This window comes from Klebsiella sp. RHBSTW-00484, from assembly GCF_013705725.1.
Classification (GTDB): domain Bacteria; phylum Pseudomonadota; class Gammaproteobacteria; order Enterobacterales; family Enterobacteriaceae; genus Klebsiella.
Window position 1 is genome coordinate 5,320,990 of record NZ_CP055481.1, and the last position, 16,875, is coordinate 5,337,864.

The 16,875-nt window shown below is 58.1% G+C and carries 18 protein-coding genes; 11 read left to right on the top strand and 7 right to left on the bottom strand.

The features are described from left to right. Positions 1–140 precede the first annotated feature (140 nt). Positions 141–1,502: an MFS transporter gene (locus HV213_RS25010; protein WP_181483734.1), complete on the top strand. Its 1,362-nt coding sequence runs from the start codon at positions 141–143 to the stop codon at positions 1,500–1,502. A gap of 3 nt (positions 1,503–1,505) precedes the next feature. On the opposite strand, the gene HV213_RS25015 is transcribed toward HV213_RS25010, so the two are convergent. After that, complete coding sequence (locus HV213_RS25015; protein ID WP_181483735.1) at positions 1,506–2,342, bottom strand: GNAT family N-acetyltransferase; 837 nt, start codon at positions 2,340–2,342, stop codon at positions 1,506–1,508. Between the two features lie 32 nt (positions 2,343–2,374). On the opposite strand from HV213_RS25015, the gene HV213_RS25020 reads away from it, so the two are divergent. Further along, positions 2,375–2,908, top strand: coding sequence for a GNAT family N-acetyltransferase (locus tag HV213_RS25020; RefSeq protein ID WP_181483736.1), 534 nt, complete (start codon positions 2,375–2,377; stop codon positions 2,906–2,908). 70 nt (positions 2,909–2,978) lie between these two features. After that, the gene (locus HV213_RS25025) at positions 2,979–3,842 is read left to right on the top strand and encodes a MurR/RpiR family transcriptional regulator (protein ID WP_110272796.1); all 864 of its coding nucleotides are present in this window, start codon (positions 2,979–2,981) and stop codon (positions 3,840–3,842) included. Here the strand turns inward: HV213_RS25025 and HV213_RS25030 are convergent. From HV213_RS25030 to HV213_RS25050, 5 genes are all read right to left on the bottom strand, one after another. Further along, positions 3,839–4,438: a 2-dehydro-3-deoxy-6-phosphogalactonate aldolase gene (locus HV213_RS25030; RefSeq protein WP_181483737.1), complete on the bottom strand. Its 600-nt coding sequence runs from the start codon at positions 4,436–4,438 to the stop codon at positions 3,839–3,841. The two genes, HV213_RS25025 and HV213_RS25030, sit on opposite strands and share 4 nt — an antisense overlap. Continuing rightward, complete coding sequence (locus HV213_RS25035; RefSeq protein WP_181483738.1) at positions 4,425–5,297, bottom strand: 2-dehydro-3-deoxygalactonokinase; 873 nt, start codon at positions 5,295–5,297, stop codon at positions 4,425–4,427. Before HV213_RS25035 ends, HV213_RS25030 begins: the two co-directional genes overlap by 14 nt. Further along, entirely contained in the window at positions 5,294–6,781 is a 1,488-nt protein-coding gene (locus HV213_RS25040; protein ID WP_181483739.1) for a sodium:solute symporter family protein, read from the bottom strand. The genes HV213_RS25035 and HV213_RS25040 overlap by 4 nt, the downstream gene beginning before the upstream one ends. 105 nt (positions 6,782–6,886) lie before the next feature. Next, on the bottom strand, positions 6,887–7,279 hold the full coding sequence (locus HV213_RS25045) for a RidA family protein (RefSeq protein WP_181483740.1): 393 nt from the start codon (positions 7,277–7,279) through the stop codon (positions 6,887–6,889). A gap of 10 nt (positions 7,280–7,289) precedes the next feature. Further along, positions 7,290–8,729: an N-acyl-D-amino-acid deacylase family protein gene (locus HV213_RS25050; RefSeq protein ID WP_181483741.1), complete on the bottom strand. Its 1,440-nt coding sequence runs from the start codon at positions 8,727–8,729 to the stop codon at positions 7,290–7,292. 201 nt (positions 8,730–8,930) lie between these two features. Between HV213_RS25050 and HV213_RS25055 the strand changes: the two genes are divergently transcribed. Beyond that, positions 8,931–10,145 carry an amino acid deaminase gene (locus HV213_RS25055; protein WP_181483742.1) on the top strand — a complete coding sequence of 405 codons (1,215 nt, stop codon included), beginning with the start codon at positions 8,931–8,933 and terminating at the stop codon, positions 10,143–10,145. Positions 10,146–10,287: 142 nt separating this feature from the next. On the opposite strand, the gene hpaR is transcribed toward HV213_RS25055, so the two are convergent. After that, entirely contained in the window at positions 10,288–10,728 is a 441-nt protein-coding gene (gene hpaR, locus HV213_RS25060; protein ID WP_181483743.1) for a homoprotocatechuate degradation operon regulator HpaR, read from the bottom strand. 285 nt (positions 10,729–11,013) lie between these two features. Between hpaR and HV213_RS25065 the strand changes: the two genes are divergently transcribed. The 7 genes from HV213_RS25065 to hpaI all read left to right on the top strand — a co-directional run bounded on the left by HV213_RS25065 (position 11,014) and on the right by hpaI (position 16,856). Next, positions 11,014–11,646: a fumarylacetoacetate hydrolase family protein gene (locus HV213_RS25065; protein WP_181483744.1), complete on the top strand. Its 633-nt coding sequence runs from the start codon at positions 11,014–11,016 to the stop codon at positions 11,644–11,646. Continuing rightward, on the top strand, positions 11,643–12,404 hold the full coding sequence (locus HV213_RS25070; RefSeq protein WP_181483745.1) for a fumarylacetoacetate hydrolase family protein: 762 nt from the start codon (positions 11,643–11,645) through the stop codon (positions 12,402–12,404). Before HV213_RS25065 ends, HV213_RS25070 begins: the two co-directional genes overlap by 4 nt. Next, positions 12,404–13,870, top strand: a complete 1,467-nt coding sequence (hpaE, locus tag HV213_RS25075; RefSeq protein ID WP_181483746.1) for a 5-carboxymethyl-2-hydroxymuconate semialdehyde dehydrogenase — start codon at positions 12,404–12,406, stop codon at positions 13,868–13,870. Before HV213_RS25070 ends, hpaE begins: the two co-directional genes overlap by 1 nt. 1 nt (position 13,871) lies before the next feature. Continuing rightward, complete coding sequence (hpaD, locus tag HV213_RS25080; RefSeq protein WP_110272737.1) at positions 13,872–14,729, top strand: 3,4-dihydroxyphenylacetate 2,3-dioxygenase; 858 nt, start codon at positions 13,872–13,874, stop codon at positions 14,727–14,729. 12 nt (positions 14,730–14,741) lie between these two features. After that, positions 14,742–15,122, top strand: a complete 381-nt coding sequence (locus tag HV213_RS25085) for a 5-carboxymethyl-2-hydroxymuconate Delta-isomerase (RefSeq protein WP_112215119.1) — start codon at positions 14,742–14,744, stop codon at positions 15,120–15,122. A 131-nt stretch (positions 15,123–15,253) separates the two neighbouring features. Next, complete coding sequence (gene hpaH / locus HV213_RS25090; protein ID WP_181483747.1) at positions 15,254–16,057, top strand: 2-oxo-hept-4-ene-1,7-dioate hydratase; 804 nt, start codon at positions 15,254–15,256, stop codon at positions 16,055–16,057. Positions 16,058–16,067: 10 nt separating this feature from the next. After that, complete coding sequence (gene hpaI / locus HV213_RS25095) at positions 16,068–16,856, top strand: 4-hydroxy-2-oxoheptanedioate aldolase (RefSeq protein WP_181486500.1); 789 nt, start codon at positions 16,068–16,070, stop codon at positions 16,854–16,856. Positions 16,857–16,875 lie beyond the last annotated feature (19 nt).

The following is a 16,875-nucleotide window of genomic DNA, read 5'->3' on the forward strand; positions in this document are numbered from 1 at the left end:
TCTAAAAACGTAATCCAATGTGAGAAAAAAGGTTATTTATGCTGATAACAAGTCGACTTACTTTACTGTTAAATGTGTGGGTGGTGTTTAAAACTGCTCAATGTCACTTGTCGTTCAAATAGAATAGCCAGGAGTCCGGCGTGGAACCCAAAAATATAGCTATCGACCCGCAAACCACCTTTGAAAAAGGGAAAGCGGAGACGGTTTCAGTTCCGTTAAATAATACATTGCAGCGTAGCGCTCGCATTAAGAAAATTCAGACCACGGCAATGATTCTGTTATTTCTGGCGGCGGTCATTAACTACCTTGACCGAAGCTCATTATCCGTCGCTAACCTAACCATTCGCGAGGAGCTGGGATTAAGCGCCACCGAAATAGGGGCGCTGCTGTCGGTCTTCTCTCTGGCCTACGGTATCGCACAGCTCCCCTGCGGGCCGCTGCTGGACCGTAAAGGCCCCCGTATCATGCTAGGGCTGGGGATGTTTTTCTGGTCACTGTTTCAGGCCGTTTCGGGGATGGTGCACAGCTTTACCCAGTTCGTCCTGGTGCGCATCGGCATGGGGATCGGCGAAGCGCCGATGAACCCTTGCGGCGTCAAGGTGATCAACGACTGGTTTAATATTAAAGAGCGCGGGCGTCCGATGGGCTTCTTTAACGCCGCCTCAACCATTGGCGTCGCCATTAGCCCGCCGATCCTCGCCGCAATGATGCTGGTGATGGGCTGGCGTTGGATGTTTATTACCATCGGTCTGCTGGGAATTTTCGTCGCTATCGGCTGGTATATGCTCTATCGCAACCGGGAAGATATCAATCTCACCGCCGACGAGCAGGCGTACCTGAATGCCGGAAGCGTCAACGCTCGCCGCGATCCATTAAGTTTCGCCGAATGGCGCAGCCTGTTCAAAAACAAAACCATGTGGGGAATGATGCTGGGCTTCAGCGGCATCAACTATACCGCGTGGCTGTATCTGGCCTGGCTGCCGGGCTATCTGCAAACGGCGTATAATCTCGATCTGAAAAGTACCGGTTTTATGGCCGCGATCCCGTTCCTGTTCGGTGCCGCAGGCATGTTAATCAACGGCTACGTGACCGACTGGCTGGTTAAAGGCGGCATGGCCCCGATTAAGAGCCGCAAAATTTGTATCATTGCCGGTATGTTCTGTTCCGCCGCGTTTACGCTCGTCGTACCCCAGGCGACAACATCAATCGTCGCGGTGCTGTTAATCGGTATGGCGTTGTTCTGTATTCACTTTGCCGGAACCTCCTGCTGGGGATTGATTCACGTCGCGGTGGCCTCACGAATGACCGCTTCCGTCGGCAGCATTCAAAACTTCGCCAGCTTTATCTGCGCGTCCTTTGCCCCTGTAGTGACCGGGTTTATCGTCGATACCACCCACTCATTCCAGCTGGCGCTGATTATCTGCGGCTGCGTCACCGCCCTCGGCGCGCTGGCCTATATTTTCCTGGTTCGCCAGCCGATTAGCGACCCGCGTAACAGCTAAACCTTACCGCCCTGCTGACGACAGGGCGCTAAATTCCACGCTCATCTCATACTGCTTTAAGGCCAATGGCGCATAGCCTGCGGCTTTAAACAGCGGGGTAAAGGTTTCCGGGATGGTCACCGACGTGCCGAGCCCCGGAAACTGGCGGGCAAGAGCAATCAGCATTTCCCGTCCCAGCCCGCGCCCGCGGGCGGCGGGTTCAACCCACAAAAACTGGATCTGCGGCCTGCTGGTTAACGTCGCCAGCACGGCAAAGGCCCGCTGATTGAGGGTGAACGCCCGGCATGGCAGGGTGCTGAAAGTGAGCGGGTCCATCAGCCACGGCAGCTGACCGTTAACCTCTGCGCCGGCCCTGCGCGTCAGGGCCAGCACATCACAATCTTGCAACACGGGCAGCTCATCACTTCCGACCTGTGAACTTAAATAGCCACACAGCCCGTGCCGCACCTCAAAGCCCAGCGATTGATACAGCGCCATCGCAGCGTGATTTTCACGGATCACCTCCAGCCACATCCGCCGCACTCCCTGAACCTGCAAAGAGGCAATCAGCGGCGTCATTAACCGACGCCCAAGCCCTTTACCGCGATACCCGGACCGCATCCCGAAAGCCGCTAACCGGGCTTCATCGCCACGTCGGGCGACAACGGCCATCGCTGCGGGTACATCGCCATCCAGCCAGACGCGGGAATCCAGCAGGCTCAGCCCTTCGGCGCTGAAGCGCTGGACAAAAACCTCCACCGACAGCACGACGGGAACCAGGTAATCCTCAAAACAGTCGCTAAGGATAGTCGCCAGTTGCTCGATACTGAACTGGGTAGCCGGAACGGCGGTAAGCTCCATGTTTTTCTCCCGAAGGCTGCTATGCTGAGGTGATGAAAACTACCACTATAACCGCCACCACCACATTACGCCTGACTCAGGAGAGCGATATCCCTCTCCTGCCCGCTATTGAGCGCTCTGCCGCCCAGGCTTTTCGCCAAATCCCGACGCTGGCCTGGCTGGCGCAAAGCGAGGTGATAAGCGCCGATCGCCACCGGCTGTTTCTTGAAACCGAACACAGCCTGTTGGCTGTGGCCGATGAGCAACCGATAGGCTTTCTGCTCACCGAACCACTGGATGATGCGCTGTTTATCGTCGAGATTGCCGTCCATCAGGCGTGGCAAGGACGAGGCATTGGCCGCATGATGCTGGAGCAGGTGATTGAGAATGCCCGAAGAGCGGAATATCCAGCGGTCACGCTCACCACTTTTCGCGAAGTGCCGTGGAACACTCCGTTTTATACCCGTCTGGGCTTTTCGATGCTGGACGAGCTGACGCTGCCGTCAGGGCTGGCGGCAAAAAGGAAGCTTGAAACGGAACATGGACTGGCACCAGAAACGCGCTGCACCATGCGGCTGGCGCTGTGACCTCCGGCGCTGCTTTCAGTGTCTGAATATGGTACAAAGTATCATTCAAAACTTACCCGCTGATACCCGTATGTCCTGGTCAATCGATATCATTTCCTGCATTACCGATCGCTTTGTTGAGCTGACGGCGACCGAAAAGCGCATCGCGCAATTTATTCTCGATGATGTCGCGGCGGCGGCGGAACTGCCTATCGCCGAGATGGCGCGGCTGACCAACACCAGCCAGGCCTCGGTCACCCGCTTCGCCCGGGCGCTGGGCTGCAAAGATGTTCGCGAACTGAAGATGAAGCTAGCGCAATCTCTGGCGGTCGGGCAGCGGTTTATTCTCGATGTCCCGGACCTCGAAGGCGTGCAGGGGATCTATGAATCGATTATCGGCGTGCTGGAAACCAACCGCCGGGCGCTGGATATTGAGGCGCTAAAGCGCGCGGTCAGTTGGCTGAGCGACGCGCGGCAGATTCTGGCCCTCGGCATGGGCGGCGGCTCCACCATCTGCGCCCAGGAAATTCAGTATCGTCTGTTTCGCCTTGGCCTGCCGGTAGTCAGCCAGAACGACGGCCTGCTGGTGCGCATGATGAGCTCGGCGGTGACGCCAAAAGACGTGGTTATCGTGCTGTCATTAGGCGGCTATACCCAGGAAATCATTGAAAGCGCGGCGATTGCCAGCCAGTACGGTGCGAAGGTGATCGCGATTACCCCCGCCGGAACGCCGCTGGCGGAGCAGGCGGATCTGGTGCTACCGCTGCTAGTGCGCGAAAACGACTATATCTTCAAGCCCAGCACCTCACGCTATGCGATGCTGGCGATGGTTGATGTGCTGGCCACCGAACTGGCGATGGCCAATAAAACCCAGGCCAAAGGCCGACTGCGGCGTATTAAGCTGGCGCTCGATAGCCACCGCGGCGGCGTCGACCGCCAGCCGCTTGGTGACTAAACCGCGCTAGCGGCGATAAACCTCCCCGCCTGCTGGCGGGTACGTTCCACCCCTTGTCCGGCGCGATAAAGATCGCTCCCCAACCCGGCTCCGGCACACCCGGCCTGCACCCAGGTCGTCAGATTCTCCGGCGTCACGCCGCCTACCGCCAGCACCGGCACTTCCGGCGGCAGCACTGCTTTCAGCGCACGAATATAGTCCGGACCAAAAGCGGAAGAGGGAAAAATCTTCAGCCACTGCGCTCCGGCATCCAGCGCGCTAAACGCCTCCGTCGCCGTCGCGCACCCGGCGCAGACCAGCATCCCGCGCGCCACCGCCTGGCGGATAACCGCAGGCTGGGTATTCGGCGTGACGATAAGCTTCGCCCCGGCATCGGCCAGAAAATCGACCTGCTCAACCTTCAGTACCGTCCCTGCGCCAATCACCGCCTGCTCGCCAAACTGCGCCACCATCTGCGCAATACTCTGCTGCCAGTCCGGCGAATTGAGCGGGATTTCGATATAGCGAAACCCTGCGCCAATCAGCGTATCAATATGCTCTGCCGCTTCTGCGGGGCGAATGCCGCGCAAAATCGCCACCAGTTTAAGCTTGTCCATTCATTATCCTCGCCATACCGCTCAGCAATGCCTCGTCGCCGCTACAGCTGTTGACCGTCATCCCGCACGCCATCATCGCTCGACGGTAGCGGGCATTCAGCGCCGGGTCCCCCACCAGGGTGACGGTTGATGTACGGTAACGCTGACCCAGAGTTGCGACCTCAGCGCCAATCAGCAGCCCGGAGAGATAGTCACTGACCGATGTCGCCGCCAGCGCCCCCAATACCCGCGCCGCTCTGGCGACAAACAGTTCGCTAATTAACGAGGGCTGCGCCAGCCCCTTTTCCAGTCCCAGTTCAAAAGCGGCATCGTCCGGCAACTGGGCCGCCAGCCCCTTGCCGAGCAACGATTGCGTCATCAGCACATGATGCAGCTCGCCGGTCATCGCGGTAGCAAAGTGGCGCACCACGCCGCGCTCTACTTGCACCCATTTACAGTGGGTGCCCGGCATCACGTAACACTCCGCCGGGGCCAGTTGCCACGCGCCCAGCAACTGAGTCTCTTCCCCGCGCATCACGTTGTACTCCCCAGCCTGCTCCACCTTGAGACCGGGAATAATCCACACCCCTTCGGCAACGGCAAACAGCTGTTGTCCCGGAGCATCAATTGCTGCCGGACAAGGCAGATACGGCACCGATTGCCAGCCCGCGTCGCTGCCGATCATCCCGGCCATCACTACCGGCAGCTTCTCGGCACCGCGCCAGGGCGCCAGGTGTTGCTGGAATACCTCCGCAGGCAGCTGTCCATTGAGGCGAGTCACGCCCAGCGGCAGTTGCTTTATCTCGACGCACTGGCCGTTACGAATCAACCAGCCGCGCAGTTGAGTGGAGCCCCAGTCGACGGCAATATAGTTATTCATTGCGCCTCTCCTGAAGTCTGCGCCACCGCCGTTTTAGCAGGAATCGCCTGGCCTTCCCGCTCCTGGGTAATCATTTCCAGCGCTTGCTGACGGCTGATTTTGCTCGCTGGCGTCATCAGGGTGACAAACACGGAGGAGATAAGGCTACCGAGAACCGAGGGAATGCACGGATTTCCCCAATACGCCAGCCAGTCAGCCTTAACCAGAATGACTATCGAGACCAGCATGCCGCTGAGCAGCGCCGTTAGCGCACCCTGCCAGTTAAACCGCAGCCAGAAGTGACCGAGAATGGAACAGACGAACAGGCCGGACATCAGCATCGAGATCATTTTGGTGATGTAGCTAATGATATCGTTGGACGTCAGGGCGAAGATCATCGCCAGGCCAATCACAAAAACCAGCATCCAGCGCGACAGCGTAATGGCTTTATGCGCCGGGGGCATTTTCCCGGTCGCCAGGGTATACACATCGCGCATCATGATGGCGACGGCGGCTATCGCATCGGAACTGGCCGACGACATGGTGGCGGAAAGCCCGGCAATCAGCACCACCAGGCCGAGAGTCGCAGGTAAAAAGCTGGTGGCGAACAGGAAGGCGTAGTTGCTGTTCTCCAGGTTCGGGTTCATCGTCCATGCCGCCATGCCGATAATCGCCGGCAGCACCGAGAAAAACAGGTACAGCACGCCGGTATAAACAAAAGAACGGCGCACCGAAGAGACATCTTTACCCGAGTAGATGCGTTGACGATAAGATGGCGTCGCCAGCACGCCGACGCAAATCACCATCGCCAGCGATAAGGCCGGAATAGCACCCAGCTTATCAATCGCAAACAGGCTCATGGCTTTCGGGTCCATGGCCTGGACAATGGCGTCCCAGCCGCCCACGTGCACCACGGCCAGAATCGCCATCAGAATAAAGCCGAAGAACAGAATTAATGCCTGAATGGTATCCGTCCAGACCACTGCGGAATAACCGCCGATAATCACATAAATCGCGAAAGCTAACGAAATAATCACTTTTGCCAGCGTCAGGTTTATCCCCGTCGCCCATGACAAATACATGCTGCCGCCAAGAATATGTGCGCCCAGCCAACCAATGGAGGCAATAAATATCATTATCCCGACGACGTTTTTAATTAAATGGCTGCCTCCGGTGTAATAAGAAAGCTCCTCGCTCATGGTCATAAAACGGAGTTTACGGACCGGCGCGAAAAGCCAGGCCACCAGTAGAATACCTATCGCCCCGCCGACGCCGTACAACATCCCGGCCCAGCCGTTGCTGTAGCCGAAGCCCACCGCACCCATGCTTGAGCCGGTACCCACCATGGTCGCCACGGTCGATCCCAGGGTCAGAAACAGCGGTAAGGAACGACCGCCGAGTAAAAAATCATCACCGCTTTTTTGATTACGCGAAACATACCAGCCAAGCCAAATCATCGCCAACGCGTAAATAATAAAGCCGACTAAAAAGATATGACTATTCATAATTCACATCCTGCCAGTTGAGTTTGTAAAAGGTAAGAGGTTACGGAGCGCTGAATTATTTCAGCGCTCAAAAATCCTGTTTATATTTCTAATTAATACAATTATTTATACGCGAGCCGCGTTATAACAGGTCACATCCACTTCAACTTTGCAATCCACCACCAGGTCCGCCACGCAGCAAATACGGGCTGGCGGGTTATCGCCAAAGAACTCGCGGAACACTTTGTTGAAGGACTGGAAATAGCGCGAATCGGTGAGGATCACTTTGACATGCACCACATCGGCGAGGGTATAGCCCGCTTCGGTCATGATATCCACACAGTTCTGAATCGCCAGACGCGACTGGTCGACAATCCCCCCTTCCACCACTTCGCCATTTTTCATCGGCGTCTGACCGGAAACGTACAGCCAGCCCCCCGCTTCCACCGCGCGGGCAAACGGCAGATGCTGCCCGCCGGTGCCGGTTCCGCCTTCCACACCATAACGTTTAATGCTCATCTTTCACTCCTTAGTCCATCTGGCGGCGCAGGAAACGCCCTGCGCGCCCGGTAATTTTTTTATCGCTGCCGTAGCTCATCACGCCGTTGACCATCACCGCTTCTATGCCGTCCGCCGGTTGTTTCGGGTCGGAGAAACTGGCGACATCGCGCACCGTCTGCGGGTCAAACAGCACCAGATCGGCGAAGTAGCCCACTTTCACCAGCCCACGATCCGCAAGCTGAAAGCGTGCCGCCGAGAGTCCGGTCATTTTGTGAATGGCGGTAGTCAGCGGAAACAGCTGTTCATCGCGACTGTAATGGCCCAGTACCCGAGGGAAAGCCCCCCACAGCCGTGGATGCGGCATCGGGTCGTTCGGCAGGCCATCGGAGCCGATCATGCTGACCGGATAACGCAGCACCCGCCGCACGTCCTGCTCGTCCATGTTGTAGTAGATTGCGCCCGCGGGCATCAGCCGCGCCGCCGCATCATGCAGGCTCACCTGCCAGCCATCGGCAATTTGCTTGAGGGTTTTACCGGCCTGCTCCGGCTGCGCTTCCGACCAGGTGATAACGATGTCGAACTCATCGGTCACCTGCTTCATATCCAGCGTCGAGGAGCTGGCGGAATAGGGATAGCAGTCGCAGGCGATCTCCTGGCGCTGGCGCATCTCATCAAAGAAGGCCAGCGTCTCCTGAGTGCGGCCCCAGTTTTTCGCCCCGGCGCACTTGTGGTGCGAAACCACCACCGGCACGTTGCCGTGGCGACCAATGCGAAACGCTTCGTCGAGCGCCTCCAGAATCGGCTCAAACTCTGAGCGCAGGTGGGTGGTATAAATTCCCTTCTCCGCCGCCAGCTCTTCCGCCAGCGCCATCACCTCTTCAGTCGTAGACTGAAACGCGCTGGCGTAGGCCAGACCGGTGCTCAGTCCTAGCGCTCCCTGACGCAGCGCATCACGCAGTTGCACACGCATCCCGGCGATTTCGCTTTCCGTCGCCGGGCGGAACAAATCATCCATATGATTGTTGCGCAGCGCGGTATGGCCAATCAGCGTGCCGACGTTCAATGACGGCTTCGCCGCCTCCACCGCGTGGGCGTAATCCTCGACGGTGGGATAAATAAAATGCTCTGCCTCGCCCAGCAGGTTCATTGGGTCCGGCACCTCGCCGCGCATGGTCGCCGTCGCCGCGCTGATCCCGCAGTTGCCGACAATCACCGTCGTTACCCCCTGGCTCAGCTTGGGCAAATACTCCGGCATACGGATGACGTTGATATCATCATGGGTATGCACATCGATAAACCCGGGGGCCAGCACGCGCCCCAGCCCCTCAACCACCTGCTCCGCCGCCAGGTTCAGCGCCGGAGCCATATCCACAATCCGGTCACCTTTCACCGCCACGTCGCCGCGAAACTGCGGCCCGCCGCTGCCGTCAATCACCGTGACGTTTTTGAAAAGCCAATCAACTTTCATCGCAATTACTCCCTTTCCACTCTGCCGACAAGTTAACCATTTACAAGGCGGAAAAACAGTGGAAAACCACGCAAAAACCAGATCAATTTATGATACTTTTATTCATAAACAATAAAGATCTAACATTAAATTCATATTTATCAATAAGTTAAAATTGATACTCAACTTTTATCCGAGCATAAACCCTAAAAGGATATTGTTATGAAATACCATTTCGATACGCTTATCTCGCACAAAGCCGCCGTGATGTCCGCCCCGGCAAACCTGCTGGCAGAGGACGTTTGTCTCCCCGCCGCGTTGCTGAAAAAAACGGCGTTGGAAAATAACATCGCCTGGATGCAGCACTACGCCGATGCGCGCGGCGTCTCGTTGGCACCGCACGGTAAAACGACGATGACGCCGTGGATTTTTCAGGCGCAGCAGCAGGCGGGCGCATGGGGAATTGGCGTGGGTAGCGCCTGGCAAGCCAGCGCGGCGATGGCCAGCGGCGTTGAGCGCGTGTTGATGGTCAATCAGCTGGTCGGCAAGGCCAATATGCAGGTGGTATCGCGCCTGAAAGCGCATTATCGGGCGGCTGATTTTATCTGCTGCGTGGATAGCCTTGCCAATGCCAGCACGCTGTCGGCGTTTTTCAGCGAGCGGCGGCAAACGCTGGATGTGCTGATTGAGCTGGGCGTGGCGGGCGGGCGCTGCGGCTGTCGCAGCGTCAACGATGCGCTGGCACTGGCGCAGGCGGTGGCGGAGCTGCCTGGCCTGAAGCTGCGCGGTCTTGAGCTGTATGAAGGGGTTTTGCACGGCGACGATCCGCAACCACAGGTTGAAACCCTGCTGCGCCAGGCCGCCGAACTGGCCTGTCGAATGGAACCGCTGGTGGAGGGCGAGTTTGTACTGACCGGAGCCGGTACCGTTTGGTACGACGTGGTGTGTAACATCTGGCTGGCGGCGGAGAAACCGGCGAACTGCCGGATCGTTATTCGCCCCGGCTGCTATATCACCCACGACCTGGGGATCTACGCTACCGCACAGCAGGAGCTGGTGGCGCGGGATCCGATCGCCTGCGATCTGGGCGGCGACTTAACCTCGGCGCTGGAGCTGATGGCAATGGTCCAGTCGGTGCCGGAAGCGGATCGCGCGGTGGTTAACTTCGGCAAGCGCGACTGCGCCTTCGACGCCGGACTGCCGCAGCCCATCGCCCTCTATCGTCACGGTGCGCAGCTATCCGCCGAGGGGATCGCGAGCGTGGGGATTATGGATCAGCACTGTATGCTGCACCTTGCACCGGGCAGCGACGTGCAGGTCGGCGATATTCTGGTGTTTGGTACCTCGCACCCGTGCCTGACGTTTGATAAATGGAAAACGCTGCTGCTGGTGGATGACCAATACAACGTGCTGGAAGAGCTGAATACGCTGTTCTGAATGACGATAAATCCCCGGATTGCGGCTGTCGCCTTATCCGGGCTACGGGTCCTGGATTCGCTGTTCTAAATGGTGCCTTTCCCGGAGGCGGCGCGCTGCGCCTCCTCCGGGGATTTTCACGTTTTCACAGCTCCAGGCCATCTTACGACTCCTCCTCCTCTCCTCTTACCCCGTTACCCAGCGCAATAAACTCCTCCAGCAGCGCGGTCAGTTGCTGCATTTTCTCTGCGGTAAACTCGGCTTCAATCAGGCGATAAGCCTCTTCTACCTGGGTCTGCGCGCTGTCATAGAGCTTCAATCCCGCTGGCGTTAGCGAAACGTACAGCTTGCGCTGGTCGTTGACCGGCTTTAGGCGCAACACCAAACCGTCTCGCTCCATGCGGGTGAGAATACCGGTCAGGCTCGGGCGTAAAATACAGGCGCGAAAAGCCAGGTCGTGGAAATCCATCGACGGATTTTCGGCAAGAATGCGCACGATACGCCACTGCTGCTCGGTAAGATTATGGCGTTTAACGATCGGCCTGAAATGGGCCATCGCCGCTTCCCGCGCCTGCAATAGCGCGATGGTTAACGAATCATGCATCACATACCTCTGAATAAAACTACCATTCTGTTAATAAGTTAATAATTAGCGTTAATTACGCCAGGAAGCAACCGGTTTCTGCCTTTGAAAAGTACCAGATGGTACAGGATAAAATCATTATCAATTGATTTATAAAGAATAAAAATCATAAGTGTAAATTTATTGTTAATCACATCACAAAATATTCACTTCTGTTTGCCAAACGTTTCCGCAAAGCATAAAAGATGATCATTAACATATTAATGAATATCTTCGATTCCGAAATCAGCAGCAAAGGAGTGGTGAATGAAAGGTACCATCTTCGCCGTAGCGCTTAACCATCGCAGCCAGCTTGATGCCTGGCGCGAAGCGTTCCAACAGGCCCCCTACAAAACGCCGCCGAAAACTGCGGTCTGGTTTATCAAACCGCGCAATACCGTGATCGGCAACGGCGAGAACATCCCTTACCCGCAGGGCGAAACCGTACAGAGCGGCGCGACCGTGGCGCTTGTCGTCGGCAAAACCGCGCGCAAAGTGGCCGCAGAAGAAGCCGCCGCTTATATTGCTGGCTACGCGCTGGCTAACGACGTCAGCCTGCCGGAAGAGAGCTTCTATCGTCCGGCAATCAAGGCCAAATGCCGCGACGGCTTTTGTCCGATTGGCGAACTCGCGCCGGTCAACAACGTCGATAATCTAAATATCATCACCGAGATCAACGGTCGCGAAGCGGACAGCTGGAACACCGCTGACCTCCAGCGCTCCGCCGCCGAGCTGCTGAGCGCCCTGAGCGAATTCGCCACCCTTAACCCCGGCGACGCCATTCTGATCGGCACCCCGCACAACCGCGTCACGTTGCAACCCGGCGATCGCGTGCGCATTCTCGCCGAGGGTTTCCCGGCGCTAGAAAACCCGGTGGTTGCTGAAGGAGAGCTGGCATGAAACAAGCACGCATTGAGTGGCAGGGACAACAACACGATGTTCAGATTGATGAACACGACCAGGTTCGGCTGGCTGACGGCAGGCTGCTAAACGAGGGCGACTTTCGCTGGCTGCCGCCCGCCGACGGCACGCTGTTCGCGCTGGGCCTGAACTACGCCGATCACGCCAGCGAGCTGGAGTTTAAGCCGCCCACCGAACCGCTAGTGTTTATCAAAGCGCCGAACACTTTTATCGGCCACCAGCAGGAATCGGTACGCCCGGATAACGTCGAGTACATGCACTACGAAGCCGAACTGGTGGTGGTGCTCGGCAAAACCGCGCGTAAAGTCGCCGAAGCCGACGCCATGGAGTACGTCGCCGGGTATACCGTCTGCAATGACTACGCCATCCGCGACTATCTGGAAAACTACTATCGCCCCAATCTGCGGGTAAAAAGCCGCGACACCCTGACGCCGATCGGCCCATGGATCGTCGCGAAAGAGTCGATCCCGGATCCACATAACCTGGCGCTGCGCACCTGGGTCAACGGCGAACTGCGCCAGCAGGGCACCACCGCCGATCTGATCTTCAGCATTCCCTTCCTGATCGCTTATCTCAGCGAGTTTATGACCCTGCAACCGGGCGACATGATTGCCACCGGCACGCCGAAAGGGCTGTCGGACGTGGTGCCGGGCGATGAAGTGATCGTCGAAGTGGAAGGCGTGGGCCGCCTGGTCAACCGCATCATCAGCCAGCAAGCGTATGAGGAGAAGCTGTAATGAAAAAGATTAACCACTGGATCAACGGCAAAAACGTCGCTGGCAGCGAGTATTTTCATACCACCAACCCGGCGACTGGCGAAGTGCTGGCGGAAGTGGCCTCCGGCGGCGAAGCCGAAGTCAATCAGGCTGTGGCGGCAGCGAAAGAGGCGTTCCCGAAATGGGCCAATCTGCCGATGAAAGAGCGCGCGCGTCTGATGCGTCGTCTTGGCTCTCTGATCGACCAGAACGTGCCGGAGATCGCCGCCATGGAGACCGCCGACACTGGCCTGCCGATCCACCAGACCAAAAACGTACTGATCCCACGTGCGTCGCACAACTTCGAATTTTTCGCCGAAGTGTGCCAGCAGATGAACGGCAAGACCTACCCCGTTGACGACAAGATGCTCAACTACACCCTCGTGCAGCCGGTCGGCGTGTGCGCGCTGGTATCGCCGTGGAACGTGCCGTTTATGACCGCCACCTGGAAGGTCGCGCCGTGCCTGGCACTGGGCAACACCGCGGTGCTGAAAATGTCCGAGCTGTCGCCGCTGACCGCCGACCGTCTGGGCGAACTGGCGCTGGAAGCGGGCATTCCGCCGGGCGTGCTCAACGTGGTTCAGGGCTACGGCGCGACGGCGGGCGATGCGCTGGTGCGCCACCACGACATCCGCGCGGTGTCGTTTACCGGTGGGACTGCCACCGGGCGCAACATCATGAAAAACGCCGGGTTGAAAAAGTACTCCATGGAGCTCGGCGGCAAATCTCCGGTGCTGATTTTTGAAGATGCCGATATCGAGCGCGCACTCGACGCCGCGCTGTTTACCATCTTCTCGATCAACGGCGAACGCTGCACCGCTGGCTCGCGCATTTTTATTCAGCAGAGCATCTATCCCGAGTTCGTCAAACGTTTTGCCGAACGCGCGAACCGCCTGCGCGTCGGCGACCCGGCCGACCCGAACACCCAGGTGGGTGCCCTGATCAGCCAGCAGCACTGGGAGAAGGTTTCCGGCTATATCCGCATCGGTATTGAAGAAGGGGCAACTCTGCTGGCAGGCGGCCCGGATAAACCGACCGATCTGCCCGCGCATCTGAAAAGTGGTAACTTCCTGCGCCCGACGGTGCTGGCGGACGTCGACAACCGCATGCGCGTCGCCCAGGAAGAGATTTTTGGCCCGGTAGCCTGTCTGCTGCCGTTTAAAGACGAGGCGGATGGTCTGCGCCTGGCCAACGATGTGGAATACGGCCTCGCCTCTTATATCTGGACCCAGGACGTCAGCAAAGTGCTGCGTCTGGCGCGCGGCATCGAAGCCGGAATGGTGTTCGTCAACACCCAGAACGTCCGCGACCTGCGTCAGCCGTTCGGCGGCGTGAAGGCCTCCGGCACCGGCCGCGAAGGCGGCGAATACAGCTTTGAAGTATTCGCTGAAATGAAAAACGTCTGCATCTCGATGGGCGACCATCCGATCCCAAAATGGGGAGTCTGATATGGGAAAGTTAGCGTTAGCAGCAAAAACCACTCACGTACCGTCAATGTATCTTTCTGAACTGCCGGGTAAAAATCATGGCTGCCGTCAGGGAGCCATTGATGGGCATAAAGAAATCAGCAAGCGCTGTCGTGAACTGGGCGTTGATACGATTATCGTTTTCGATACTCACTGGCTGGTGAATAGCGCCTACCACATTAACTGCGCCGACCATTTTCAGGGCGTCTATACCAGCAACGAGCTGCCGCATTTTATCCGCGACATGACCTACGACTACGACGGCAACCCGGAGCTGGGCCAGCTTATCGCCGACGAAGCGGTCAAGCTGGGCGTGCGCGCCAAAGCGCACAACATCCCGAGCCTGAAGCTGGAGTACGGCACGCTGGTACCGATGCGCTACATGAACGCCGATAAGCATTTCAAAGTGGTCTCTATCTCCGCGTTCTGCACTGTTCACGACTTCGCCGACAGCCGCAAGCTGGGCGAGGCCATTCTCAAAGCTATCGAGAAATATGACGGCACCGTGGCGGTCCTGGCCAGCGGCTCCCTGTCGCACCGCTTTATCGATGATCAGCGTGCCGAAGAGGGCATGAACAGCTATACCCGCGAGTTCGATCATCAGATGGATGAACGGGTGGTGAAGCTGTGGCGAGAGGGTAAGTTCAAAGAGTTCTGCACCATGCTGCCGGAGTACGCCGACTACTGCTACGGCGAGGGCAACATGCACGACACGGTGATGCTGCTCGGCCTGCTCGGCTGGGACAAGTACGACGGCAAGGTGGAGTTTATTACCGAACTGTTCGCCAGCTCCGGCACCGGCCAGGTCAACGCCGTCTTCCCGCTGCCGGAACACGCCTGAGGAGAACGCAGAATGCCGCATTTTATCGCCGAATGTACCGATAACATCCGCGAACAGGCCGATTTACCGGGTCTGTTCAGCAAAGTGAACGAAGCGCTGGCGGCGACCGGTATCTTTCCCATCGGCGGCATTCGCAGTCGCGCCATCTGGCTGGATACCTGGCAGATGGCCGACGGTCAGCACGATTACGCCTTCGTGCATATGACGCTGAAGATTGGCTCCGGACGCAGCCAGGAAAGCCGTCAGGACGTGGGCGATATGCTGTTCGCGCTGATTAAAGCTCATTTCGCCGCGCTGATGGAGAGCCGCTATCTGGCGCTGTCGTTTGAAATCACCGAGCTGCATCCGACGCTGAATTACAAGCAGAACAACGTGCACGCGCTGTTTAAATAATGCGCGCTCGGTCCGTTCCCTCGCCCCTTTGGGGAGAGGGTTAGGGTGAGGGGGGATCTCTGCGGCCTGATGCCCTCACCCCGGCCCTCTCCCACGGGGAGAGGGGGAAAACAATGCCACAGGAAGCAACTATGCTCGATAAACAGACCCATACTCTGATCGCACAACGGCTGAACCAGGCGGAAAAACAGCGCGAACAGATCCGCGCCGTCTCACTGGATTACCCGACGATCACCATCGAAGACGCCTACGCCGTACAGCGCGAATGGGTCAATCTGAAAATCGCCGAAGGCCGCGTGCTTAAGGGTCACAAAATCGGCCTGACCTCAAAAGCGATGCAGGCCAGCTCGCAAATCAGCGAACCGGACTACGGCGCGCTGCTCGACGATATGTTTTTCCACGACGGCGGCGATATTCCCACCGACCGCTTTATCGTCCCGCGCATCGAAGTGGAACTGGCCTTCGTGCTGGCCAAACCGCTGCGCGGCCCCAACTGTACCCTGTTCGACGTCTACAACGCGACCGACTACGTGATCCCGGCGCTGGAGCTTATCGACGCCCGCTGCCACAACATCGACCCGGAAACCCAGCGCCCGCGCAAAGTCTTCGACACCATCTCCGATAACGCCGCCAACGCCGGGGTGATCCTCGGCGGTCGTCCGATTAAACCCGACGAGCTGGATCTGCGCTGGATCTCCGCCCTGCTCTATCGTAACGGCGTGATTGAAGAGACCGGCGTCGCCGCAGGGGTGCTCAATCATCCGGCCAACGGCGTGGCCTGGCTGGCAAACAAGCTCGCACCATACGACGTTCAACTGGAAGCCGGACAGATTATTCTCGGCGGCTCCTTTACCCGTCCGGTTCCGGCACGTAAGGGCGACACCTTCCACGTCGACTACGGCAACATGGGCTCGATTAGCTGCCGCTTTGTTTAAGGGGAACATGATGAATAACGCCTTTAAAGATGCCTTAAAAGCGGGCCGCCCACAGATTGGCCTGTGGCTGGGACTCACCAGCAGCTACAGCGCCGAGCTGCTGGCCGGAGCCGGATTCGACTGGCTGCTGATCGACGGCGAACATGCGCCGAACAACGTGCAAACGGTACTGACCCAACTTCAGGCTATCGCCCCCTACCCCAGCCAGCCGGTGGTGCGTCCGTCGTGGAACGACCCGGTGCAGATTAAACAACTGCTGGACGTCGGTGCGCAAACCCTGCTGGTACCCATGGTGCAGAACGCCGACGAAGCGCGGCTGGCGGTGAAGGCCACCCGCTATCCGCCCGCAGGCATTCGCGGCGTCGGCAGCGCCCTGGCCCGCGCCTCGCGCTGGAACCGCATCCCCGATTACATCCATCAGGCCAACGACGCAATGTGCGTGCTGGTGCAAATAGAAACCCGTGAAGCGCTGAAAAACCTGCCACAGATCCTCGACGTTGAAGGCGTGGACGGCGTGTTTATCGGCCCGGCGGATCTTAGCGCCGACATGGGCTTTGGCGGCAATCCCCAGCACCCGGAAGTGCAGGCCGCCATCGAACACGCCATCGCGCAGATTCGCGCAGCGGGCAAAGCGCCGGGGATCCTGATGGCCAATGAGCAGCTGGCGAAGCGCTATCTGGAGCTTGGCGCGCTGTTTGTCGCCGTCGGCGTCGATACCACCCTGCTGGCCCGCGGCGCCGAAGCGCTGGCAGAACGGTTTGGCATAAGCGCCAGAGCGGCGGAATCGGGCGTTTATTAACGCCGGGCAAACAGCAGTA